The organism is Natrarchaeobaculum sulfurireducens (assembly GCF_003430825.1).
Classification (GTDB): domain Archaea; phylum Halobacteriota; class Halobacteria; order Halobacteriales; family Natrialbaceae; genus Natrarchaeobaculum; species Natrarchaeobaculum sulfurireducens.
The window spans coordinates 436978-461570 of record NZ_CP024047.1 but is presented as its reverse complement, the minus strand read 5'-3'; the positions used below and the strand labels follow the sequence as shown (position 1 = coordinate 461570).

Annotated in this window: 20 protein-coding genes; 13 read left to right on the top strand and 7 right to left on the bottom strand. The window is 64.4% G+C overall.

What is annotated here, in order from left to right; genetic code table 11:
* Positions 1–73: 73 nt before the first annotated feature.
* The 5 genes from AArc1_RS03505 (at position 74) to AArc1_RS03485 (ending at position 7656) form a co-directional block, all read left to right on the top strand.
* The gene (locus AArc1_RS03505) at positions 74–1741 is read left to right on the top strand and encodes a methyl-accepting chemotaxis protein (protein WP_117362956.1); all 1668 of its coding nucleotides are present in this window, start codon (positions 74–76) and stop codon (positions 1739–1741) included.
* Entirely contained in the window at positions 1738–2457 is a 720-nt protein-coding gene (locus AArc1_RS03500; protein WP_117362954.1) for a bacteriorhodopsin, read from the top strand. Before AArc1_RS03505 ends, AArc1_RS03500 begins: the two co-directional genes overlap by 4 nt.
* 69 nt (positions 2458–2526) lie before the next feature.
* Positions 2527–3261 (top strand): MBL fold metallo-hydrolase, encoded by a 735-nt coding sequence (locus AArc1_RS03495; RefSeq protein WP_117362952.1) that lies wholly within the window; start codon positions 2527–2529, stop codon positions 3259–3261.
* 214 nt (positions 3262–3475) lie between these two features.
* Positions 3476–6907 carry an MMPL family transporter gene (locus AArc1_RS03490; protein WP_117362950.1) on the top strand — a complete coding sequence of 1144 codons (3432 nt, stop codon included), beginning with the start codon at positions 3476–3478 and terminating at the stop codon, positions 6905–6907.
* A complete protein-coding gene (locus tag AArc1_RS03485) occupies positions 6904–7656 on the top strand; it encodes a TrmB family transcriptional regulator (protein WP_117362948.1) in 753 nt (250 codons plus the stop codon). The genes AArc1_RS03490 and AArc1_RS03485 overlap by 4 nt, the downstream gene beginning before the upstream one ends.
* A 16-nt stretch (positions 7657–7672) precedes the next feature.
* On the opposite strand, the gene AArc1_RS03480 is transcribed toward AArc1_RS03485, so the two are convergent.
* Positions 7673–8848: a PQQ-dependent sugar dehydrogenase gene (locus AArc1_RS03480; RefSeq protein ID WP_228442383.1), complete on the bottom strand. Its 1176-nt coding sequence runs from the start codon at positions 8846–8848 to the stop codon at positions 7673–7675.
* Positions 8849–9088: 240 nt separating this feature from the next.
* On the opposite strand from AArc1_RS03480, the gene AArc1_RS03475 reads away from it, so the two are divergent.
* Positions 9089–10387, top strand: coding sequence for a DUF418 domain-containing protein (locus tag AArc1_RS03475; protein ID WP_117362944.1), 1299 nt, complete (start codon positions 9089–9091; stop codon positions 10385–10387).
* Positions 10388–10428: 41 nt separating this feature from the next.
* On the opposite strand, the gene AArc1_RS03470 is transcribed toward AArc1_RS03475, so the two are convergent.
* Positions 10429–11874 carry a M28 family metallopeptidase gene (locus AArc1_RS03470; RefSeq protein ID WP_117362942.1) on the bottom strand — a complete coding sequence of 482 codons (1446 nt, stop codon included), beginning with the start codon at positions 11872–11874 and terminating at the stop codon, positions 10429–10431.
* Positions 11875–12005: 131 nt separating this feature from the next.
* On the opposite strand from AArc1_RS03470, the gene pepF reads away from it, so the two are divergent.
* From pepF to AArc1_RS03440, 6 genes are all read left to right on the top strand, one after another.
* On the top strand, positions 12006–13799 hold the full coding sequence (gene pepF, locus AArc1_RS03465; protein WP_117362941.1) for an oligoendopeptidase F: 1794 nt from the start codon (positions 12006–12008) through the stop codon (positions 13797–13799).
* A 110-nt stretch (positions 13800–13909) separates the two neighbouring features.
* Positions 13910–15142, top strand: coding sequence for a proteasome-activating nucleotidase Pan2 (pan2, locus tag AArc1_RS03460; protein WP_117362940.1), 1233 nt, complete (start codon positions 13910–13912; stop codon positions 15140–15142).
* A gap of 90 nt (positions 15143–15232) precedes the next feature.
* A complete protein-coding gene (locus tag AArc1_RS03455; RefSeq protein ID WP_117362939.1) occupies positions 15233–15712 on the top strand; it encodes a pyruvoyl-dependent arginine decarboxylase in 480 nt (159 codons plus the stop codon).
* Positions 15713–16148: 436 nt separating this feature from the next.
* Positions 16149–16706 (top strand): class I SAM-dependent methyltransferase, encoded by a 558-nt coding sequence (locus tag AArc1_RS03450; RefSeq protein ID WP_117362938.1) that lies wholly within the window; start codon positions 16149–16151, stop codon positions 16704–16706.
* A gap of 6 nt (positions 16707–16712) precedes the next feature.
* Positions 16713–17741, top strand: a complete 1029-nt coding sequence (locus AArc1_RS03445) for a lysylphosphatidylglycerol synthase transmembrane domain-containing protein (RefSeq protein ID WP_117362936.1) — start codon at positions 16713–16715, stop codon at positions 17739–17741.
* Between the two features lie 76 nt (positions 17742–17817).
* The gene (locus tag AArc1_RS03440; RefSeq protein WP_117362934.1) at positions 17818–18210 is read left to right on the top strand and encodes a DUF5811 family protein; all 393 of its coding nucleotides are present in this window, start codon (positions 17818–17820) and stop codon (positions 18208–18210) included.
* 224 nt (positions 18211–18434) lie between these two features.
* Here the strand turns inward: AArc1_RS03440 and AArc1_RS03435 are convergent, their stop codons facing one another.
* From AArc1_RS03435 to AArc1_RS03425, 3 genes are all read right to left on the bottom strand, one after another.
* Complete coding sequence (locus tag AArc1_RS03435) at positions 18435–18734, bottom strand: hypothetical protein (RefSeq protein WP_117365766.1); 300 nt, start codon at positions 18732–18734, stop codon at positions 18435–18437.
* 118 nt (positions 18735–18852) lie between these two features.
* Positions 18853–19260, bottom strand: coding sequence for a DUF6276 family protein (locus AArc1_RS03430; protein ID WP_117362932.1), 408 nt, complete (start codon positions 19258–19260; stop codon positions 18853–18855).
* Between the two features lie 22 nt (positions 19261–19282).
* Positions 19283–20005 (bottom strand): V-type ATP synthase subunit D, encoded by a 723-nt coding sequence (locus AArc1_RS03425; protein WP_117362930.1) that lies wholly within the window; start codon positions 20003–20005, stop codon positions 19283–19285.
* 152 nt (positions 20006–20157) lie between these two features.
* On the opposite strand from AArc1_RS03425, the gene AArc1_RS03420 reads away from it, so the two are divergent.
* Positions 20158–21183, top strand: coding sequence for a PH domain-containing protein (locus tag AArc1_RS03420; protein ID WP_117362929.1), 1026 nt, complete (start codon positions 20158–20160; stop codon positions 21181–21183).
* Here AArc1_RS03420 and AArc1_RS03415 read toward each other — a convergent pair.
* Together AArc1_RS03415 and AArc1_RS03410 are read right to left on the bottom strand one after the other, a co-directional pair.
* Positions 21180–22841 (bottom strand): long-chain-fatty-acid--CoA ligase, encoded by a 1662-nt coding sequence (locus AArc1_RS03415; RefSeq protein ID WP_117362927.1) that lies wholly within the window; start codon positions 22839–22841, stop codon positions 21180–21182. The genes AArc1_RS03420 and AArc1_RS03415 overlap by 4 nt on opposite strands.
* A gap of 333 nt (positions 22842–23174) precedes the next feature.
* A complete protein-coding gene (locus tag AArc1_RS03410) occupies positions 23175–24593 on the bottom strand; it encodes an ATP synthase subunit B (RefSeq protein ID WP_117362925.1) in 1419 nt (472 codons plus the stop codon).

The window sequence follows — 24593 nt, the reverse complement described above, 5'->3', positions numbered from 1 at the left end:
GGAAGTATCTAAAGAAATCGATTACACGTAGTTGGCCGTCACCACTAACATACCTGAACAGATATCACATTACATGAACGTTTCGAGCGTACTAGTACCCGGCTTCGTCCGACGTAACTATACGGCGAAGCTCGGGACCACTTTCACACTCGTCGTCGCCGTGACCCTCGCGTTCGGCTGGGCGATGAATGCGGAGGTCGTGGCTGCAGTCGAAACCGGAGAGGCCGCTGCCGTCGGTGACGCGGCGACGTCGGCGATTCTGGGCCTCGTCGTCCTGACGGTGATCAATCTCGGGTTGGTCGCGGCGACGGTCGGTGGCAACACCGTAGCGTCGCTCTCGTCGTTGACCGCTATGGCGACCCGTATGGGCGAGGGCGATCTCGAGGTCGACCTCGAGACCCGCCGCGAGGACGAGATCGGCGATCTTTACGGCTCGTTCGACGAGATGCGGACGTCGCTCCGGGAGTCGCTCGAGGAGACCGACGAGGCCAGACGCGACGCCGAAGCGGCCCGGGCGAGCGCGGAAGAAGCGCGCAAAGAGGCCGAGGAAGCACGGGCGGACGCCGAACGGGAACGCGAGCGACTCGCAGCGGTCAACGAGGAACTCGAGGCCGAAGCCGAGCGCTTCTCGGGCGTGATGGCCCGCTGTGCCGACGGCGACCTCACCGCGCGGATGAACGCCGAGACTGACAACGAGGCGATGGCATCGATTGCCGACTCGTTCGACGAGATGATGGACGGTATCGAGGTGCTCGTCGGTCGTATCCAGGGCTTTGCGGTCGACGTCTCCGAGGCCAGCCAGGAGGTCAGATCGAACGTCGAGCGAGTCCGGGAAAAGAGCGCAGATGTTAGCGCATCGATCGGGGATATCTCCGAAGGGGCGGACGTCCAGACCGAGAAGATCCAGGAGATCGCCCGCGAGATGGACGACATCTCGGCGACGACCGAAGAGATGGCTGCGAGTGCCGCCGAGGTGGCGCAGACGTCGATGGAGGCGGCCCGAGCCAGCGAGAACGGCCTCGAGACGGCCGAGTCGGCCATCGACGCGATGAACGAAGTCGAAGCCCAGACCGACGAGTCGGTGGCGGCAATCGAAGCCCTCTACGAGGAGATCCAGCAGGTCAGCGAAGTAACCGAGATCATCGCGAACATCGCCGAGCAGACGAACCTGCTGGCGCTCAACGCCTCGATCGAGGCCGCCCACGCCGACGAGACGGGCGACGGCTTCGCTGTCGTCGCCAGCGAGGTGAAATCGCTCGCCGAAGAGACCAAAGAGGCGACCAGCGACATCGCCGACTCGATCGAACGCATCCAGGACCGAACCCAGACGACCGTCGATGACATCCGCGAGACGAGCGATCGGATCTCGAGCGGGGTCGAAACCGTCGAGGAGACCGCAGACTCACTCGAGCGGATCGTCGAGTCGGTCGAAGAGGCGAACACCGGCATCCAGGAGATCAACACGTCGACGGATCGGCAGGCCGACTCCGCCGCACAGGTCGTGACGATGGTCGACGACGTCGCCGAGATTTCCGAAACGACAGCGGCCGAGGCGAACGGTGTCGCAAGTGCGGCCGAAGCCCAATCGGCCTCCGCGAGTGACGTCTTCAACCGCGTCGATGCACTTTCCGACGGTGCAACGACACTGCTCGAGGCGCTCGAGGACACCCGAGTCTCGGCGACGGACGACGGGCCGAGGGCTGCCCAGGTGTTGCACTCCGACGGAGGTGTCTCGCGATGATCGAGCCAACCCTGCTGTTCTGGCTCGGTGCGCTCGGGATGGCCGTGGGGACGGTCGCGTTCGTCTTGGGTGGCATCTCCACGGAGAGCGTCTACCGCCGGTACTACGCGATCCTCGCGTCGATCAGTCTGATCGCTGCGGTTGCGTACGCGATGATGGCTCTCGAGATCGGCTGGGTGACCGTCGGCGACAACGTCGTCTTCACGCCACGGTACGTCGACTGGATCCTGACGACGCCGCTGTTGTTGCTGTTCCTCGGCTTGCTCGCCGGGAGCGACAGTCGGGAACTCGGTGTGGTCATCGCCGTCAACACGGCCGTCATGGTGCTCGGCTTCGCAGCCGCGCTCGTCCCCGGCGGGTTGGGGTACGGACTGTTCGTCGTCGCCGGTATCGTGTACCTCGGCTTGCTCTACTTGTTGTTGGGTCCGATGAGTGACCGGGCTGCCGAGCAGGGAGCAGCCGTCACGTCGCTGTTTACCAGCCTGCGAAACCTTACGGTCATCCTCTGGTCGGTGTATCCGGTCATCTGGTTGTTGGGCCCCCCTGGACTCGGCATGATCACCCCGACGGTCGACATCATGCTGATCAGCTACCTCGACGTGCTCACCAAGGTCGGCTTCGGCCTGATCGCGCTCAACACCGGCACGATCCTCGAGACCGAACGCGGCCAGTCGATCGCCGAGGCCACTGCGGACGGTCCAGTCGGCGCGGACTGAACCACACCAGTACGGTCGTGACCGACGCCCAGCACAACCCTTTTGCTCGGGCCGAACACACGCTCTCGCATGCGTGTTACCTTTCTCGGTACCGGAAGCGCAATGCCGTCCGGGGATCGCTTCCAGACGGGAATCCTCGTCCAGGAAGACGGTCGAACGCTGCTGGTCGACTGTGGGTCCGGCGTTCTCCACCGACTACAGCAGTCAGGCGTGGGTCACGAGAACGTCTCGACGGTGTTGCTCACTCACCACCACCTCGATCACGTCGCCGACCTCTTGTCGCTGTTCAAAGCCCGCTGGCTCGCTGGCGAAGAACACCTCGAGGTCGTCGGGCCACAGGGAACGAAGTCGCTGATCGACGACCTGTTGTCGGTTCACGACTACATGCAGGGACGACTCGACCTGCAGATTCGGGAGGTCGTCGCCGGCGAGTTCTCCGTCGCAGGCTTCGACATCTCGGCGTACGAGACGCGTCACTCGGTGCCGTGTCTAGCCTACCGATTCGACGACCGGTTTACGTTCAGCGGCGACAGCGAGGCGTTCGACGGATTGGCGAACTTCGCCGACGGGTCGGCGATCCTGGCCCACGACTGCTCGTTCCCCGACGACGTCGACGTCGCGAACCACCCCACGCCTGGAACGCTCGGAAAAGCCCTCGAGGGAACCGACATCGGCCGGATCTATCTCACGCACCTCTATCCCCACACCGACGGCCGTCACGAGGAGATGCTCGAGTCGATCGCTACCCACTACGACGGCGACGTGCGGTTCGCCGAAGACCTGACGACGGTCACGATCGAGTGACGACGCCCCCACCCAGCACCAGCCATGGTCGGGCGGTATGTTCTTCTCATTCGATACGTCCTCGAAACGCCATACATCATCAAATCGGCCCCAGAATCGTATCAGGGCGGAAGACGTTCTCGAAAGTATAAACCTCCAAATATGTATAAGCGACCGTTTGGTAGGATCATAACAACAGCATGGTCCGCAGTCGAAAATCCTCGGAGGCAATCGAATGAGTTTGCCGTATCGAATTGCCGACCGCATCACGTCTCACTCGAAACTCGTTCTCGTTGTGCTGGTCCTGACGACCGCACTCGTCGGCGCAGGAATGCCGATGGTCGAAGAAGACAGTTCGCTCGACCAGTTCGAGAGCGAGTCGCCCGAAGCACAGGCCGCCGAGGACATCGACGATCGGTTCGGCGTCGAAGCGCAGGAGAACACGACATCGGTGCAGCTGATACACCGCGGTGATACCGACGACACCAACGTCCTCGAGCAGGAGGTGTTGATCGAGTCGCTCGAGTTCCAGCAGACGTTACAGGAGAACGAAACGATCAACGAGACGCTGGCCGACGAGGACCCGATCACCGGCGTCGAGAACATCGTCGCGATGACCGCGGACAGCCAACAGCAGATCGACGACCTCGAGGACCGGACTGACGACCTCGAAGCGGAGGGGGACTCACTCGAGGCGTTCGGTTCTGAGCTGGCCGACCGCGGTGGCGAACTCGAGGAGCGCGGCGAGGAACTCGCCGGGCGTGAGGCCGAACTCGAGGCCAGAAGCGACGCCCTCGAGGCAGGTATCGACGAGGCCCGCGAGATTCAACGTGAGTACGAGGAACTCGCCGCCGAGTTCGACGAAAACGATCCCGAGTACCAGCAGGGAGCCGCCGAACTCGAGGCTGTGTTCGACGAACTGCTCGAGGAGACGGCCGACGGCGCTGACCTCACCGACGAGCAAGCCGCCGAGTACGACGGGCTAGCCGAACAGGCGCGGGCACTCGAGTCGGGACTGATCGAGATCGAACAAACGGTCGACGATCCAGAAGCCCTCCCCGAGTATGGGGAACTTCAGGAAGACCTGGAGGGGGTCTACACCGCCGCGACGATGGGTACCCTCGAAACGGAGTACGAACAACTCGAGGCTGACTTCGAGGCGTTCGAGGAGGATCAAGAGGTACTCGAGGAGGACCAGGAAATCCTCGAAGAACGACAGGAAGCACTCGAAGCGGAGCAGGAGGCGCTCGAGGAGGACTGGGACGCACTCGAGACGGACGACGAGGACGACGAGCTCTCGATCGAGGACCAGATCGAGCTCCTCGAGGACTTAGACGAGGAGGCGTTCGAGGACGCACTCGAGGAGTCTCTCGCCGAAGGCGACGACGAGACGGAGGAGGGTGCGGCCCTCGCGTTCATGCCGTCGGCGTTCGAGCCGGGGTCGACCGAGGCCGAGAGCCGGATGACCGCGATCACGCAGGACGCCGGCGACGCCGACCTCGAGATGGGCGCGGGTGACGACGAGGTCCTCGAGTCGCAACTCGACATCCGTGAACTCGCCGACGCCCACGAACACGAGTACGTCACCTTCGGTATCGGGATCATCACCGACGAGATCGACCGGTCGATGGTCGATAGCCTGGCGATCGTCGGACCGCTGGCGCTGGCGTTCGTCGTCGCGGCGTTGTTGATCGCCTACCGCGATCCGCTGGATATCGTCCTCGGCGTCGCGGGCATCCTTGGCGTGTTGCTCTGGACGTTCGGCTTCATGGGTTGGGCGGGAATCCCGTTCAACCAGATGATGGTGGCCGTTCCCGTGTTGCTGATCGGGCTCTCGATCGACTACGCGATACACGTCTTCATGAGACATCGGGAGCAACGCGAGGCGCTATCGCGCTTGCGGACGGACGGGGAGGGCGACCCCGCCTCCGAAGCGGACGAATCCGGCCACGGGTTCGACACCGTCCGGGGATCGATGGGAATCGCGCTGGCCGGTGTCGGGGTCGCGTTGGTCTGGGTCACGGCGACGACCGCGATCGGATTCCTGGCGAACCTCGTCAGCCCGATCGGTCCGATCCGGGAGTTCGCGGTCGTCAGCTCCGTCGGCATCCTCTCGGCGCTGCTCGTCTTCGGCGCGTTGATCCCGGCTGCCAAAGTCGAGATCGACTCGGTACTCGAGAGTCGGGGCATCGACCGGCATAGGCGCGCGTTCGGAACCGGCGGTGGCCGGTTCAGTTCCCTCCTCTCGGTCGGCTCGGTCGCCGCTCGACGGGTTCCGCTCGTGGTGCTGGTCGCCGTGCTCCTGTTGACCGCCGGTGGCGTCTACGGTGCCAGCCAGGTCGACACCAGCTTCGAAGAAGAGGACTTCCTTGCGGAGAGCCCACCCGAGTGGACCGAACACCTCCCCGGCGGGATGAGCCCCGGCGAGTACCAGGCCGCCGCCGATCTCGAGTACGTCAACGAACACTACCAGCGTGACGACCTGCAGGCCCAGATCCTCGTCGAGGGAGACGTGGCCGACGGGGACGTCCTCGAGCGGCTGCAGACGGCACAGGACCGGGCAGCCGATAGCTCCGTCGCGTACACGACGCCGAGTGGCGACGCCGACGTCGAAGGACCGCTGACGGTGTTAAACGAGACGGCAGCCCAGAACGAGTCGTTCGACGAGCGCCGAGACGCAGCCGATACGACGGGTGACGGGATCCCCGACGAGAACGTCTCCGAACTGTACGACGAACTATTCGAGATCAACGAAGACGGCGCGAGCCAGGTATTGAATCGGACCGACGACGGGACGTACGACTCTGCACGGCTCATCGTCGCCGTCGAGGGCGACGCAGCGTTCGACGACGTAACCACGGATCTGCGTGACATCGCCGCGACGATCGACAGCGATGGGATCGGCGACAACCGCCCCGACGCCCTCGAGAACGAAAGCGCCAGCGACGAAGACGACGGCACGGCGGCCGGTATGGATGGCGTCAGTGCCATCGCGACCGGCGACCCTATCGTCAACTACATCGTCGAAGGGGACCTGTTCGATACCGTCATCCAGAGCCTGCTGGTGACGCTCGTCGCCGCGTTCGTGTTCCTGACAGTCGCCTACTGGGCGACCGGGAACGGAGCCGCACTCGGTGCTGTCACCCTCCTCCCCGTGGCCTTCGCCGTCAGCTGGATCCTGGGGACCATGTACCTGCTCGAGATGCCGTTTAACGTTCTGACGGGGATGATCACCAGCCTCACGATCGGGCTCGGCGTCGCCTACAGCATCCACATTAGCGCCCGGTACAGCCTCGAGCTCGAGCGCCAGGGCAACGTCTGGGACGCGATGCACCGAACGGTCACCGGCACCGGCGGCGCGTTGCTGGGCAGTGCGGCGACGACGGTCGGCGGCTTCGGGACGCTCGCGTTCGCCATCCTCCCCGCGCTCCGGCAGTTCGGGATCATCACCGGACTGACGATCACGTACGCGTTCCTCTCGAGCGTCATCGTCCTCCCGACGCTGCTGGTGCTCTGGACGCGGTATCTCGGTCCGGACGTCTCCTTCGACGTCGGCGGGGCCGACCGGCCGACGCCGACTGCCAGCGACGGCGGGACGCCACAGACCGACGGTGATGCAGACACTGAGGCGGCGGACGACACCGACGACGGCGGTGAGGACCGATGAATCCCGACGAGAACGACGCCGTCGACGCCTTCGAACGACTCGGGCTGACCAGCTACGAGGCCAAGGTGTTCATCGCGCTCCACCGACTTGGGTCGGGCACGGCCAGGGACGTCGCCCGGATCGCGGACGTCCCGCGCTCGCAGGTCTACAGCGTCGCCGAGAGCCTCGCCGACCGCGGCTTACTCGAGATCCAGCAGTCGAGCCCGATGCGCTATCGGCCCGTAAGCGTCGAGGAAGCCCAAACGACGCTCGAGGAGCGATTCGACCGCGAGCGTGAACGGGCGTTCGCGTACGTCGAGTCGGTCAACGACGCCTCCACGGGCGAGGAAGAACGCGAGGACATCTGGACGGTCCGCGGACGAAGCCGCGTGACCGACCGCGTGATCGATCTCTGTTCGGCGGCCGACGATCGAATCGTCTTCGGCACCCGGCTCTCGGGCCTCCTGACCGATTCGATCGAACGCACGCTCGAGGAACGAGCGACGGCTGGGCTCTCGGTGACGGTCGTCAGCCGCTCTGAAGCGGTCAGAGGCCGGTTTCGGGCGCTCGAGGAGGTGGCGGTCGAGGAGCCACCAGCCTATCGCGAGGCCGACCAGCGCTCGGGACGGATTTGCCTGGTCGACGACGACAGCATCCTGTTGAGCGTCGTCGACGACGACGACAGCGAGACGGCGATCTGGAGCGCCGGCTCGCTGTTCGCCACCGTCCTGATCCAGTTGATCGAGGCGAGCCAGGAAGTCAGGCGGTAGCCCGAGTCGACGACCGCTACTCCGGCAGCAGCCGAACGATCGGCGCGTCGGCGTCGTCGACCGCCACGTACGGATAGCCGGTATCGGGGGCAACCGCCACGTCGCGGATTCGCCAGCCCCGACCCTCGAGCAACCGGTCGGACTCCTCGACGTCGGTGCCATCGACGGTGAACCGGCCGAGGTACTCGCCAGCGAGGGTGCCGACGAGCAGGTCGCCCTCCCACTCGGTGAACGCGTCGCCGTCGTAAAACGCCATTCCGCCGGGCGGGAACCCGCCCGTGGTACACTCCCAGTAGTAGACCGGATCGACCACGTCGTCGCGCTCGAACGGATCGTCGCCGACGAGGTCATCGGTCCCGTATTCACACCCCGTGTGCGCGATGGGCCAGCCGTAGTTGCCCCCAGCCTCGACGACGTTGAGTTCGTCGCCGTCTTCCTCGCCGTGCTCGCTCTGCCAGAGGTTGCCCGTCTCGGGGTGAACCGTCATCCCCTGGGCGTTCCGGTGACCGTAGCTGTAGATGGCCTCGAGCGCGTCTTCGCCCGCCGGACCCTCGCCGTCGACGAACGGGTTGTCCTCGGGGATCGAGCCGTCGTCCTCGAGCCGCAGGGTAGTGCCGATCTCGGTCGTCAGATCCTGGGAGTAGTGGTCCTCGCCGAAGTCCTTCGAGCCGCGGTCGCCGACGGTTGCGTAGAGCAGCCCGTCGTCGTCGAACACGACCCGCGATCCGTAGTGGGCAGTCGAGTCGACGGACGGCTCGACGACATAGAGTTCCTCGCCGTCTGCGAGCGCGGCCTCGTCAACGTCGAGGCGGGTTCGGCCGAGCGCCGTGGTCGACCCGCCGTCGTCGGTGCCGATCGCGTATGTCAGGTAGAGCCAGGGGTCGTCGTCGAACTCCGGATGGATCGCCACGTCGAGCAGGCCACCCTGGCCCCCATCGGCAACCCCCGGCGTACCCGAGACGTCCTCGAGGTCGCCCGTTTCACGGTCGACGAGCGCCAGCCGCCCCGGGCGTTCGGTGACGAGCAGGTGCTCGTCGTCCGGCAGGAACGCCATCCCCCACGGGTGCTCGAGGCCGTCGACGACCGTCTCGGTCTCGAACGGGTCGTCGCCGCCGGAGAGAACGCCCGCACAGCCCGAAAGGGTCGACAGGCCGAGGGCAGCCGTGGCCGAGAGGTACGTTCGTCTGTTCACACGATGAACTGGCGACGGCGTCGGTAAAACCCTTTCACGACGTTTGGTTGATATGTCCGTCGCTGGGGTGGGAGCGACTCGAGTCATCCGGGACGGGGTTGGAGGAAGGACGGATCGAGATCGGCGCTGGCTGGGAGACGATGGAGAGACGTCGTCGGGCTGACCGCGGCGGTATTGCCCGCGAAAACGAACAGTTAAACGCGCTTTGAGAGAACACACCAGTCATCCGGACGAGAGAAAATGACGCACGAGGACACGACATCCACACCGACGCCGTCGCCTGAGAACCGCGTGAATCCGTCGGATTCGGACGACGGCGGACCGACGGCTCCCTCCGATCGGATCGTCGCCCTCGATGCGCTCCGTGGGTTTGCCCTCCTCGGGATTCTGGTGATCAACATCTGGCTGTTCGGACTGCCGACGATCGCGTCGTTCAACCCCGCCCTCTACGGGAACTTTACCGGCGTTGACTACCTGGCGTGGCTGGTCAGTCACGTCTTCTTCGAGCAGAAGTTCGTGACCCTGTTTACGTTCATGTTCGGTGCCGGGATCGTCCTCTTTCTCGAGTCCAAAGAGCGGAAAGGACAGCCCGGTCGGCGGATACACTTCGCCAGAACGTTCTGGCTGCTCGTTATCGGGCTCGGACACGCCTACCTGCTCTGGTACGGCGACATCCTCGTCTTCTACGCCCTTTCGGGGTTCCTCGTGGTCTGGGTGTGGCGGTGGCGGCCCAGCCGACAGTTCGCGCTCGGGGCCGTGATGTTCGCGCTCCCGGCGGGCTTCTATCTCCTGTTGGGGATCGGCTACCTCTCGCTTCCGGCAGACGGTCGGGCCGAACTCGAGGACTCCCTGCTCGCCGCCTTCGGTGCGACCCTCTCGCCGGAACGCGAGATCGAGATCTACCAGAGCGGCTGGCTCGACCAGCTGGCACACCGGGTTCCCCTGATGCTCGAGTTTCACACCGTGGGGTTCGTCTTCGAGATGTTCTGGATGCTCGGTGGACTGATGATCGTCGGAATGGCGCTTTACAAGTGGGGAATCATCACCAACGCGCGGAGTACGCGCTTTTACCGGCGGCTGTTCGTCGGCGCTGGCGGGGTCGGATTGGGGCTGGTCCTCGTGGGTGTCTGGGTCCGCGAGGCGATCGCCTGGCAGACGGTTCCGGTGCTCACGCTCGCGTTTCAGTTCAACTACTGGGGAGCCCCGCTGCTCGCGACCGGCTACCTCGCCGGGATCATGCTGCTCTGTCGGTGGCTGCGCGATGGGATGGTCGTCCACGCGTTAGCGGCGGTGGGCCGAACCGCGTTCACGAACTACCTGCTCCAGACCCTCCTGGCGACGACGATCTTCTACGGACACGGGCTCGGACTGTTCGGGCAGGTACGCCGGGTAGAGCTGCTCGGCGTGGTCGTCCTGATCTGGGCGCTCCAGATCTCGCTTTCGGTGTGGTGGCTCCGCCGGTTCCGGTTCGGGCCCGTCGAGTGGGTCTGGCGGACGCTCACCTACCGGACGCGACAGCCGATGCGCCTCGAGGAGTGAGCACGGTTCGGTCGGAGACGGCCACCGTTCAACGGCAGCCCCTATGCCCGATCGGCCCACCGGTCGGGCCACAGATCCGCCGCTTGCATCCCCGACTCGTACTCCTGGGCCTGCAGTTGCTCCCGGAGTTCCGCATCCGCCACTCGAGGAACGGACGCGTGGGTCAGCTCGCAGGCGATACGGGCCGTCAGGACGGCGTGTTCGCGGAGGTTTCGCGGGTCGACCTTGTCTCGCGTATCGGCGGCCGTATGTCCCCAGCCGCGCCCGCGTTCGCGGCCTTCGGGGGGCTCGCTGTGGAGCTGGATGGCGGGCACGCCCGCCCGGAGGAACGGCCAGTGGTCGCTGAACGGGTGTGGGTCGGACTCGACGGCGAGTGGCTGACCCAGGTCGTCGGTGACGCGTTCGGCCAGCTCCTCGAGCGCCGCCGAGCCGTGGGTGAGCGCTCGTAGGTTCCGGAACCGACCCGCTCCGTCCACGTTGAGAACCGCGCTAACCGACTCGAGGTCGAGATCGTCGGCCAGCGCCTCGGCACCCAGCAGGCCGATCTCTTCACAGCCGACGCCGACGAGGCGGACGCGCTGAGCGAGCGAGTCCTCGATCGCCGACAGGACCGCGGCCGCGCCGACGACGGTGGCGATGCCACAGCCGTTGTCGAGGGCACCCTCGGCGACGTCGTGGGCGTCGTAGTGGGCGACGACGAGCACCTCCGTATCGGTGTCGGGGCCGACTGTGGCGGCGACGTTCTGGCTCGAGCCGTCCTGAGTGGTCGCGTCGACGCGGATGCGAGCGCGGACGCCGTCGGCGGCGTATTCCCGGAGCCAGTCACCGGTTTCGGCGCTGACGCCGATTCCCGGTGCTGCGGCTTCACCGTCGAACGTCAACGCACCGGTCGGCGGCAGCTGTCCGGGGACGTGATTGGCAAAGACGAACCCCGCCGCCCCGGCCGCGACGGCGTGGCCGAACGTCTCCATCCGGTGGACGAACCGCTTTCCCGGTGGCGTCGTCGTACTCGAGAGGGCGATCGCACCCTGGAGGTCGACGTCGGCGATCTCCTCGGGCGTCCCGTAGCCGATGTCGACGAGCGGCCCAGTGACGTCGCTCGCCGGAGAGTACGGCAGTGCGATGGCCTCGAACGAGCGGTTGCATCCGGCGTCGATTCGATCTGGCTCGGCGTCCTCGAGCGTATCGTCCCCGCCTGACGGCGACCGGTCCTCGAGGACAGCGAACTCGGTCGTCCCACGCTCCCAGTATTGCATCGGAAACTCGCTGATCGAAACGTCCTCGAGTCCCGCGTTCCGAAACGCCTCGCTGAGGAGGTCGGCGGCGCGTCGTTCGCCTGGCGAGCCGCCCATCCGGTGGGGGAGTTCGGTCAGCCGCGTGAGCAGGGTCCACGAACGGTCGTCGGTCCAGGCCCGGCCGATCGCCGGCTCGAGCGCGTCGACGCGCGTCGTGAGCGGGTCGGTGTCGTCGGCGTCGCGGTCGTCCATATCTCGGCATCTCTCTCGAGCAGGAAAATCGTTGGGCCGCTCGCGGCGCTCGAGGGCCACGGCGGCGACGAGAGGCGGAGAAACCGTATTCGTTCGATACGTTTTACCACCATCGTTCCGAACCTGCTGCCATGAGTTCCGTTCCGGACCGTTCCGAGGTCAACGAGGAGTATACCTGGGACCTCGAGAGCATCTACACGACCGACGAGGACTGGGAGGCGGCATACGAGGCCGTCGCCGAACGCGTCGACGAACTCTCGAGTTACGAGGGAGAGGCCACCGACGACGCCGAGACCCTGCGTGCCGTCCTCGAGTTACGCGACGAGGTCATGCGCGACGTGTCGACCGTCGCCGCCTACGCCCGGATGCGCCGCGACGAGGACACGACGAACCAGCACTACCAGGCGCTGACCGCCCGCGCACAGTCGCTGGCCGCCGACGCCCAGTCGGCCGCGTCGTTCATCGAACCCGAACTTCAGGAACTCACCCACGAGGAGTTCGAGGCGATGGTCGAGACGGAGTCAGACCTCGAGACGTACGACCACTACGTCGACGACGTGTTGCGGATGAAACCACACACCCGGTCGGCGGAGGTCGAAGCGCTGCTGGCTGACCTGGGTGAGGTCACGGGCGCGACGGGCGAGGTGTACACCATGCTCTCGAACGCCGACATGGAGTTCCCCGTCGTCGAGGACCCGGACGGGGAAACCATCCAGATCACTCAGAGCAACTTCGTCAACCTGCTCAAACGGCCCGACCGCGAGTTCCGCCAGCGCGTCTACGAGGCCTACTTCGACGAGTGGGAGTCGGTGCGAAACACCGTCGCCGCCTCCTACAAGAACAGCGTCAAAGCCGACGTCAAACTCGCCCAGGCGCGCGACTACGAGACCGCCCGCGAGGCCGCTCTCGACGGACCCAACGTCCCCGTAGAGGTCTACGACACGCTCGTCGAGACCGTCCACGACAACGTCGAGAAGCTCCACCACCACGCCGAACTCAAACGCGAGGCCCTCGGAGTCGACGAGCTCCGGATGTGGGACCTCTACATGCCGCTGACCGGCGATGGCGGCCCCGACGTCGAGTACGACCAGGCGACCGAGTACGTCGTCGACGCCCTCGAGCCGCTGGGCGAGGCGTACCAGTCTCGCGTCGCCGAGGGACTCGACTCCCGGTGGGTCGACGTCTACGAGAACGAGGGCAAACAGTCCGGTGCCTACTCCGGCGGCACCTACGACACCCAGCCGTTCATCCTGATGAACTACCAGGACGACATCTCCTCGATGTACACGCTGGCCCACGAACTCGGCCACTCGATGCACTCCGAGTTGACGAAAGACGAACAGCCCTACATCTACTCGGGCTACGAGATTTTCGTCGCCGAGGTCGCAAGCACGGTCAACGAGGCACTGTTGACCCAGCACCTGCTCGAGACCGTTGACGACCCCGAGTTCCGCACACACGTCTTGAACGAGTTCGCCGAACGCGTTCGCTCGACGCTCTACCGTCAGACGCTCTTTGCGGAGTTCGAACACGAAGCCCATCGCTTAGAGGAAGCGGGAGAGCCGTTGACCGCGGACCGACTGGACGATCTCTACCGGGGGCTCAAATCCGATTACTACGAACCCGCCGTGATCGACGACCGAATCGCCCGCGAGTGGATGCGCATTCCACATTTCTACCGGGCGTTTTACGTCTACCAGTATGCGACCGGTCTCTCCGCCGCGCTCGCCATCGTCGACCGCATCCTCGAAGACGGCGAGACCGCAGCCGACGACTACCTCGAGTTCCTCCAGCAGGGCTCACGCGAGTACCCACTGGAACTGCTGCGGATCGCTGGCGTCGACATGAGCACGTCAGAGCCGATCGAACGCGCGCTCACAACCTACGGCGACCGGCTGGACGAGATGGAAGCGCTGCTCGAGTGACGAGCGCCGTCGACCGGCACAATCGACCCCGGGAGCGACCGTGGTGGCGCAAAAACCACCGACGACCCAAAGGCACATTTATCGTCGGGGACGTATCGGCGGACATCAGGATGTCTCGAAGCCCGTCTCTCCCCGACCGACCTCACCGCGATATCGATCCCGACCTTCCAGACGCCGAGCGGCTCGAGGCGCTGCGCGGCCACTTCGTAGACCTCGTCGACGTCAACGAACAGCTCTCCGACCAGCTCGAGGAAGCCGACGAGCGTCGCGAACGCCTCCGCGAGCGCGTCGACCGGGTCGAACGGGAAAACGAGACGCTGAAAAGTTCGTCGCTGTACATCGCGACCGTCGAGGACGTGATGGACAACGGCAACGTGATCGTCAAACAACACGGCAACAATCAGGAAGTGCTCACCGAGGTCTCACCGCGGATCGCCGACCGCGTCACGGCCGGTGACCGCGTCGCCGTCAACGATTCGTTCGCGATCCAGCGGATCCTCGAGGCCGAGACGGACGCTCGCGCCCAGTCGATGGAGATCACCGAGCGACCGCAGGTGGGCTATGAGGATATCGGCGGCATCGACGAGCAGATCCGCGAGGTCCGCGAAGCGGTCGAACAGCCACTCGCCGAACCCGAGGTGTTCGAGAAAGTCGGCATCGAACCGCCGAGCGGAGTCTTGCTGTACGGCCCGCCAGGAACGGGCAAGACCATGCTCGCGAAAGCCGTCGCCAACAAAACCGACGCCACCTTCATCAAGATGGCTGGTTCCGAGCTCGTTCGGAAGTTCATCGGCGAGGGCTCGCGACTCGTCCGCGACCTCTTCGAGATGGCTCGCGAGCGCGAACCCGCCATCATCTTCATCGACGAGATCGACGCCATCGCCGCGACTCGTACCGAATCCAAGACCTCCGGCGACGCCGAGGTCCAGCGAACGATGATGCAACTGCTCGCCGAGATGGACGGCTTCGAGGCCCGCGGCGAGATCCGTATCATCGCCGCCACCAACCGCTTCGATATGCTCGACCGCGCGATCTTGCGACCCGGCCGGTTCGACCGCCTCATCGAAGTGCCAGAACCCAACCAGGAAGGACGAGAGCGCATCCTCGAGATCCACACCCGCGGGATGAACGTCAGCGACGGGATCGACTTCGCGGCGCTGGCCGAGAAGACCGACGGCTACTCCGGTGCTGAGATCGAGAGTCTCGCCACCGAAGCAGGCATGTTCGCCATCCGCGCCGACCGCGACGAGGTCCGCCACGAGGACTTCCTCGAGGCGTTCGAGAAGATCGAAAACGACGACTCGAGCGACGTCATTTCCTCGGCAGGCTACTTCTACCAGTAACAATCGGTCACGCCAAGGCGTGACTTCCGGGTCATCGCCGGCCCGCTCGCGAACCGCAACTCCTTACGGCACCCGTCTCCGAATGCGGATATGAGCCCGATTCGAGTCGTCTGGGGGTCAGCATCCGCCCCCACGGCGATGGCCTCTTACGACGCCGCCCTCGCGCGAGCGGGTATCGAGAACTACAACCTCGTCTCCGTCTCTTCCGTGATTCCGGCCGACGTCGACGTCGAGGCCGTCGGCACCGCCCCCGACCTCGGTCCGGCCGGTGAGCGTCTGACCGTCGTCGAGTCTCGAGCCACGACCGCCGGTCCCGGCCGCGTAAGCGCCGCACTCGCGTGGTCGCAGGCTGCCGACGACGGCCCAGGACTGTTCTACGAAGTCGCGGGCGAGACGGGACGTGAAGACGTCGAGCGTCGCGTCCGCGAGGGGCTGTCCGCGGGTCAAGAACTGAGAGACTGGGCGTTTACCGACCCACACGTCGCCGTCGAGAGTAGCCAGGCGGAGTCCGGAAGCTACACCACAGCGCTCGTCGCTGCCGTCTACGGGAAGAGCGAACCGATTCTGTGACATCCGCTTCACCGTAACCGGCGGAGCTTCCCACGAGCGACGGCTTGCTGGGTTGAGAGAGGTACGGTTTGATATCCCCAAGGGAATGCTGGCAGTGCCACGCTACCGTTATCCCTATCCACCGTCTCGAGCGGAGATTCGGGGTTATGTTGAGTTACTTGCACCCTGTTCATCATTGGAAGGGTGCCTTCCACGATGAACGAGTGACTCCCGATACTGTCTCATTGACAGAGGGCGGATAGGCCCTCTCGGATAGCGTTCAATACGTTGTAGAGGACGTTAAAATGCGCTATGGGCGCTGTATCTCCGTGCTGAAGCACGAGGTTTCAGCGCCCTACCCCGCTTGATAAGTCCGAAATCTTTACAATCTCGCTTTCATTACTGAAAGTAGAGATTAAGCCGGCGCGCGAACGAGCCGGTTAGACGACTCCCAACAATGAAACACGTCTTCGCGAAGCTCGAGAAATCCGGTACGACTGCGCCGTTGCTGTTCGATCTCTACACGCGGTGTTACCGCGGTGTCGTGGGTCGCGAGATCGAACTTGCGGGCGTCGACCGGCGGGACACCGTCCTCAACGTCGGCTGCGGTGCAATGCCGTTTACCGCGGTGTTGGTTGCCAAGCTGGCCGACGCCGACGTCTACGCCCTCGACAACGACGATTCGGTCCCCGAGCGAGCGAGACGAAACGTCGCCTACGCGAACGTGGCTGATCGGGTTCAGATCGTCACTGGCGACGGTCGTGCCGCCGACGACGCGCCCCTCCCACACGAGACGGTGACGACCGCGTTCGTCGCCGTCCAGGCTACGCCCAAAGCCGAGATCGTCGACCACCTTCGAGCGCTCGAGGACGGGCCGGACCGCATCGTCGTTCGCCACCCTCGAGGCGCCGTCGCGGACGAGTACGGTGCACTACCACCAGCGTACGAGCCCGTCGACGCCGTCTCACACCCGATGCCGACGTTCGGAAAGTCGCTGCTGTTCGAGCGGAGGTGATTCGCCGTGAACCGGAAGCTCCTGCTCTGGACCGTGGGTATCGCCGTCCTCGCAGGGCTCACAGTGGCAGCCGGCTGGGCAGACATCCGGACGGCGATCGGCCGCGGAAACCCGCTCGTACTCGCCGGCCTCGCGCTGGTGCAGATTCTCACGTTCTTCATCATCAGCTACCAGTGGCAGTACCTGTTCCGTCGGGCCGACGTCACCGTCTCGTTTCGTCGCATCCTCGAGGTGACGCTCGCTGCTGGCTTCGTCGAGAGCGTCACGCCATCGTCGAAACTGGGCGGGATGGCCGCGAAAGTCTACCTGTTCGAGCGGACGACGGATGCCGCCTACGGGACGATCACGTCGGTCCTGCTCGCTCAGAAGTACGTCTCGATGCTTCCGTTCGTGCTCATCGCAATCGCCGCGGTCGTGCTCGCTACCGTCCAACTCGAGATTCCAATCACGCCCACTGTCAGTAGCTCTGCCGTGGTTGCAGTCGGCCTCGTCGGCGGGCTCGTCGCGTCGGTATCTCTCTGGTTTCACCGGCGTGATCCCGACGATTCGGCGTCGGACTGGGAACAAACGCTCTCGAGCCACGTCGAGCGGTGGCGGGGCGTCGTCCGGTCGCTCATACAGGAGGCGAGCGCGTTGCTCGACCGGCGCAGTCGGTGGTGGCTCTATGGCATCTCGTTACTACTGTGGGGGCTGTACCCGATCAAGATCTACGTCGTCGCGGTGACCCTCGGTCTCGACGTCGGCCTCGCCATCGTCGTTGTCGGGACGTTCCTCGCCTACATAGTCGGCCTCGCCCCGATTTCGCCGGGCGGTACGGGTACGTTCGAAGGGACGCTGGCGCTCGTGCTCGTTGGCGCTGGCGCGACGTTCGCCGAGGGACTGTCGGTCGCCTTGCTCGCACGCTTGATCACGTTCTGGTTCCCACTTGCCCTCTCCGGAGTTGTGACCATCTCGCTCATCGTGAACGAAGACGAAATCCTCCCCGACGGGGTTCTCGCTCGCGTCTCGAGACGACTCCGGCGCGTTCAAGGGTAGTCTCGCGTGTGGGTGCGTGTCACTCGAGTCGAACCGTTTATACCCAACGGCGCCGAAAATCGAGGTACATCTCCTCATGAACGGAAATACGCCGTACGCAGGACTCCCCGGACAGACGAAGGCCGGTCAACGAGCCGCGGCGGACCTTCCAACCCTCTCCGGGCCACAGAAACGTCTTCTCCACCGAGATGTCTCGCGAATCGCCGCACTGACCCGGGAGTTTCTGCCCGACGAATACGTCGTTGACGCCGACGTCAGAAGCGGCATCTCCGGACCACAGGTAACCGTCGCCGTCCAGCCACCAGTCGGCCACCCCGTCAGTGCGGGCTTTGCCCCCGACGTTGATGACGTCACCGACGAGATCATCAGCGACGACGAACGTACCGAAGTCGCCCGTGGACTGGCCGCGAGCGCGGCGTTACAGATGAAACAGGCCATCAGCAACGGGATCACGCCGACCGGCAAGTAAGGCGTCTCTCCTCGAGCAGTTCAGTGACACACAGATCCGAACCGTCGTCGATCATCGTGTCGCTGCACCTACCGTACCAGCTGCGAGAAGACGGAAAGCACTGACAGTCAGTGTCCCCCGATCGCACGCCAGACGCAGTTCAAAGTGGGAATGAAAAACAGCGGACAGTCCGATCATAAAACCCGTTTCAGTCGGGACGAAAGACCGTATCGAACCGGCCCGACCTATGCGGGTTCGACACGGAAGAGATAGTCCTCGAAGTCACCATCGAGGTTCGTTGGGCGTTCGTCGGCGGTATGTGCAGTACAGAGGTCAGCCGTTGCTTCGACGGTACCGTGGCCGGTTTCGTCCCGGTATCGTTCGACGACGACGAACGTCACCGGCTCGGAACAGTCCCGACGCTGGCACTCACGAGGAGGTTCGGCTTCGTCACCGCGTTCACGCGCCTCTGTGAGATCTCGCTCCCGTTCGCGGTTCTCCGCATCGCGCGCTTTCTTAGCTCGGCCCTTCTTCGTATCTGCCATGTGAGAACACACGACGGTGAACGGCATAACACTGTGGTCGCCACTCGAGCCGTCCTCAGCGCGTAGCTGAGACCGAACGGTCCTCGAAGTGTAGCTGAAGCCGACCGTGCTCAGGTGGTCAGCCGTTGTTATCGTACATCAACTGCTCGAGCTGGTGGGCCCGTCGATCGAGGTCGATCGCCGGTTCGACGCCGGGGTCGCGACAGAGCCGATTGATCACGAGCAAGGGGTCGGTCCCGGCCGCTTCGGCGTCGGAGAACAGCGATTCGATCGCCTCGCGGTTGGTTACCAGCGACGAACACAGTCCCAGGGCAATCGCGAGCGGAACGGCTCGATCGGCACGCGTTGGGAAGGCATCGCTGACGCGTGAGAAGTCCGGATCGGCATCAGCTGGCGAATCTGTGGCTTCGAGGGTTAGACAGCGAGAGCAAAAGGAGGCGGCCGACGGCGCTGCCGGCACGTATTCCATGTAGGGATTCGGGACGGCGAAGGTGATCGTCAACGAGCCACAGGCAGAACAGACCATCAGCGAACGAACGAGTCGCCAGTCAACCCTGCGAGACACTGCCGGCGGCCGGCGGCTCGAGGTCGGCTTCCTCGAGGTTGTCGGCTCCCTCGGCAGCTGCTTCGCGGTCTGCTTTCTCTTCCTGTTCTTTCTTCTCTTTGATTTTTTTCAGCCGGAACGTCTCCTCGCGTTCCTGTTCTTCGAGTTTCTGCTCGATGTACTCTTGATTCTCATAGAGTTCGGGCAGGAGCTTGAACTCGAGGGCGTTGACACGCCGTTTCGTCGTCTCGATCTCTCGAAGCATCTTCTTCATCGCCGTCTCGACCTCGGCAGCGAGGATGATGCTCTCGAGGAGGTCCTCGTAGGCCTCGGCGGCCTCGTCGATCCGAGCAGAGGTACCCATGATCCCGTAGCCACGCTCGTCTAAGCTCTTCGAGACGCGCGAGGACTCGATCTGCGGGACGACGACGCCCATGATATTCTTCGACTCGGTGGTGATCTCGGGGTGTTCTTGGAGTGCAGCGGCGGCCCCCCGAACTGCGACGTCACCTTCCATAGCCCGTGCCATGTTGATCTTCTTCTGGGCTTCCTCGTAGTCGTCGGCGAGGTCGCCACGAACGTCCTGGGCCTTATCCAGGATGTCCATGAACTCCATGATCAGCCCGTCCCGTTTCTTCTCTAAGGTCCCGTGCCCCCGCTCGGAGAGTTCGATCCGATCTTCGATCTCCATCAGGTTCTTGCGGGTGGGCTTTACGTCCTTGGCCATCTTGTGGAATGCTTGCGTAGCCAGTCGGATAACTGTTTACAGTTTGCGTCGCACTCGAGCGTGTGCACGCGACTCGAACGGGGCCCAGAGAACGATGCCTGCGGACCGGCAGAACGCATATTTCGTCTGGCGTCGTATCAACAGGTCAACCCGTGTCCCTCCCGTCCCCGCGGCCCCTCCCGGAGTCGCTCGAGACCCCCGATGTCGGCGTCGTCGCCGCGACGGGGGGCTACGTCGCTATCTGTTTCGTCGCAGGAGCGATCGCCGCCGCGCTTGCAGTCGACGGCTCCGCCGCGACCGTCGTCGGGGTCGTCTCCACCGCCGCGACGGGTGGACTCATCGTCGGCGCACTGCTCGCTAGCCGAATCGACGGCCTCGCGGTTCGAATCGGCCGACGTCGACGGTCTATGGCGATGTTGTTCGTCCCACCGCTGTGCTTCGTCGTTGCCACCGTCGGTTTCCTCACGATACCGGCCCTCGAGCCCGCTGCAGCCGCCGGAACCGGACTGGGCGCGTTCGGGACGCTCCTCGCGGCGCTCGCGTTCGCGTCGATGGGCCGGGAGCGGTACGCACGGGCGATCACGCCCGACGAGCCGATCACGACGGTTCCGTGGCTCGATCCCGTGCACGCTCGTATGTCCGTTGGGCTCGGAATCGCATCGATCGTCGTCGCCGTGGGGACGGTTCTCGGCGGCAGCATCGCCGCGATCGATACCGGGTCGTGGCTGCTTCGGGCGTCTACAAGCGTCGCGTTCGTCGCAGTGATCTTCGGCGTCGTCTTCGTCCTCACGGGCCTCTCCGCTCGATCGCAGGCCGCAGGCGAGACGTCGTTGCTCGGACAGCTCCGGCCGAACGAACCCGGCAAAAAGGTGTTCGGGACGCGGTACTCGGCCACTCCCGGTTCCGAGAGTAAGTGGGGAAGGCCGACCCTCGAGGTCTACGAAACCGGACTCGTCGCTCCAGGACCGACCGGCCGACAGTTCCTCCCCTGGGAGGACGTAACCGACGTGCGACTCGAGTCCTCGAGACTTATCGTCGATCTGTACGGTCGTCGCTCGCTTCGGTGTGCGACGTCGGTGCTGGACGATCCCGACGAGATCTATGCGTTGCTCGAGCGCCACGCGAACGGTAGCCTGCACCGACACCGCACTGGTGAGAGGTCGACGGCGTCCGACTAGCCCTGGCCGACCATCTGGTCTTCGTCTTCCCACTCCTGTTCGCGGAGTTCGTACTTCTGGACCTTGCCCGTCGCCGTCGTCGGGAGTTGCTCGACGAACTCGACGCGCTTGACGGCCTTGTAGCTCGCGAGGTTGTCACGCGTGAACTCGACGAGTTCGTCGACGGTCACGCCCGGCTCGTCTGGATCGCCGTTTGCAGGCACGACGAACGCCTTCGGCGTCTCGCCCCACTCCTCGCTCGGGGCCGGGATCACTGCGACGTCCGAGACCGCCTCGTGTTCGAACAGCGTGTCCTCGAGTTCGATACTCGAGATGTTCTCCCCGCCGGAGATGATGATGTCTTTCTTGCGGTCCTGGATGGAGATCATGCCGTTCTCGTCGACGACCGCGAGATCGCCCATGTGGTAGTAGCCCTCGATCCGGTCGGAGAAGGCCGCCTCGGTCTCCTCGGGTTTGTTCCAGTACTTCTCCATGACCTGGTTGCCGGAGACGACGATTTCGCCGACCGTCGAGTTGTCTCGTGGGACGTCGTTGCCGTCCTCGTCGACGACCCGAACCTCAGTGCCGAGGAACGACAGCCCCTGGCGTTTCTTGACGGCGAATCGGTCGCGGCTGTCGTCGTCGAAGTGCCGGCGGGCGTCGGAGGTCGTGATGAGCGGCCCCGTCTCGGTCGCACCGTAGACGTGTTTCAGATACCAGCCGAACTCGTCTTCGACCGTCCGGATGGTCGCCTCCGGTGGCGCACTTCCTGCAGTTGCGATACGGACGTCGTTCGCGCCGGTCGTCTCGGGGTCGTTCTCCCCGTAGTAGTCGATCAACATGTTCAACACCGTCGGGGCACCGCACATGTACGAGACGTCCTCGGTCTGGATCGCCTCGAAGATGCCGCCGGCGTCGACACCGCGCGTACAGACGTGTTTTGCGCCCATGCCGGTGATCGCGTAGATGTGTCCCCAGCCGTTGACGTGGAACATCGGCAGCGTCCAGAGATAGACGTCGTCGTCTCCGATCCCCTGGTGGACGCACGTAACGTAGGCGTGGATCGTCTCGGCACGGTGGGTCCGACAGACGCCTTTCGGGTCGCCCGTCGTCCCCGAGGTGTAGTTGATCGTGATTATGTCGTCTTCTGCCATCTCCGGCCGGTCGTACTCGGTGCCGGCCTCCTCGAGCACCGCATCGAAGCTCTCCCACCCACTGTCGGACTCGTCCGACGAGGATCGCCCGGCTTCGTCAGCCTCACCCCCCTCGACCGCGTCGACGTCGTTCGTAATGAACGTCTCGGTGGGCACCTCGTCGCGGATCGATTCGATCTTCCCGGCGTACTCGTAGTCGGCGTAGATCGCGTCGACGTCGGCGTCCTCGAGCATGTACGAGAAGTCCTCGGGTGTCAGCCGGTAGTTCAGCGGCATGTGGACGGCCCCGAGTTGCATACTCCCGTAGGCCGCCTCGAGGTGGTAGTGTGTGTTCGGATCGAGCACCGCGACACGATCTCCCTTCTCGATGCCGCGCGCCTGCAACGCCGCGGAGAATCGGTCGGCTCGCTCGGCGAGTTCAGCGTAGGTGTATCGCTCGCCCGTCGTCGCGACGACAGCCTCTGTATCGGCGTAGTGTGTCCGCGCTCGGTCGAGAAAGTCAGTTACGAGCAATGGCTTGTGCATACAGCTCTATTAGAGGGAGCATCCCCCACGATTGTTTCGGTGTATCCCCTCCCCACTCCTCAGCGGTACTCGCTTGCCCTGAGATCTGTCATCCCGATCGAATCACTCACGCCCGTAGTACCTGATCCGAACGAAACGTCCGGGTCCAACAAACGGATCCTCGTCACCACGGGGTCGGTAAGCGTCAGTTCGCCGACGGGCCCGAAGCAACGCCTTACCGACGGCTCTCGGAGTAGGGACAGGCAGCGGTCAGTCCGCGGCCGGATTTTCGGGAGACAAGACGCCGACGCCTGGAGAGAAAACGACTCGAGAAACTCCGAGGCCGGGCCGGAGTTAGTCGGCCTGGACGGCTGCTTCCTCGGCGACGTCTTCGCGGTAGTGCTCCTCGATGAGGTCCTCGTCGATCCGGTTGAGTGCCTCTTTCGGGAGCATCGACAGCAGATCCCAGCCGATCTCGAGGGTCTCTTCGATCGTCCGGTTGGTGTCGTAGCCCTGCTGGGCGAACTCGCCTTCGAAGCGGTCCGCGAAGTCGAGGAACTTGTTGTCTCGCTCGGACAGCGCCTCGCGACCGACGATGTTCACGAGGTCGCGTAGGTCTTCACCCTCCGCGTAGGCGGCGTACATCTGGTCGGAGACGTCGCCGTGGTCCGCACGGGTGAGCCCCTCGCCGATCCCGTCGTCCATGAGCCGCGAGAGGCTGGGCAGGACGTTGATCGGCGGCTCGATCCCCTGACTGTTCAGGTCGCGATCCATCACGATCTGTCCCTCCGTGATGTATCCCGTCAGATCGGGAATCGGGTGCGTGTCGTCGTCACCGGGCATGGTGAGGATCGGAATCTGGGTGACAGAGCCCTCACGGCCCTCGATTCGACCCGCCCGCTCGTAGAGCTGGGCCAGGTCAGTGTACATGTATCCGGGGTACCCACGACGACCCGGCACCTCTTCACGTGCGGCACCGATCTCGCGCAGTGCCTCACAGTAGTTGGTGATGTCGGTGAGGATGACCAGCACGTGGTAGTCCTTCTCGAATGCGAGGTACTCCGCGGTGGTCAGTGCGAGTCGCGGCGTGACCGTCCGCTCGACTGCGGGGTCGTCCGCTAAGTTCATGAAGACGACCGAGCGCTCGAGTGCGCCCGTGCGCTCGAAGTCCTGCATGAACTCGTTTGCCTCTTCCTGGGTGATCCCCATCGCACCGAAGATGACTGCGAACTCGGAGCCGTCCTCGTCGTCGCCGTCTTCTTCCTCGGGAACGGTCGCCTGGCGGGCGATCTGGAGTGCGAGTTCGTTGTGTGGCAGTCCGGAGCCGGAGAAGATCGGCAGCTTCTGGCCGCGAACCAGCGTGTTCATGCCGTCGATGGTGCTCACGCCGGTCTGGATGAACTCTTCGGGATACTCACGCGAGTACGGGTTGATCGCCGCACCGACGATGTCTTCGCGCTTTTCGGGGACGATCTCCGGACCGCCGTCGATCGGTCGACCGGACCCGTCGAGCACCCGACCGAGGAGGTCCTCGGTGACGGGCATCTTCATCGTCTCGCCTAGGAACCGAACCGAGGCGTTGCGGTCGATACCGCCCGTGCCCTCGAAGACCTGGATCGAGACCAGGCCGTCGGAGGACTCGAGTACCTGTCCGCGCAGGGTCTCCCCCTGTGGCGTCTCGATCTCGACGATCTCGTCGTATCCGACGGGCTCGTCGACTTCGGCGAACACCAGCGGACCGCTGACTTCCGTAATCGTTTGGTATTCCTTCAT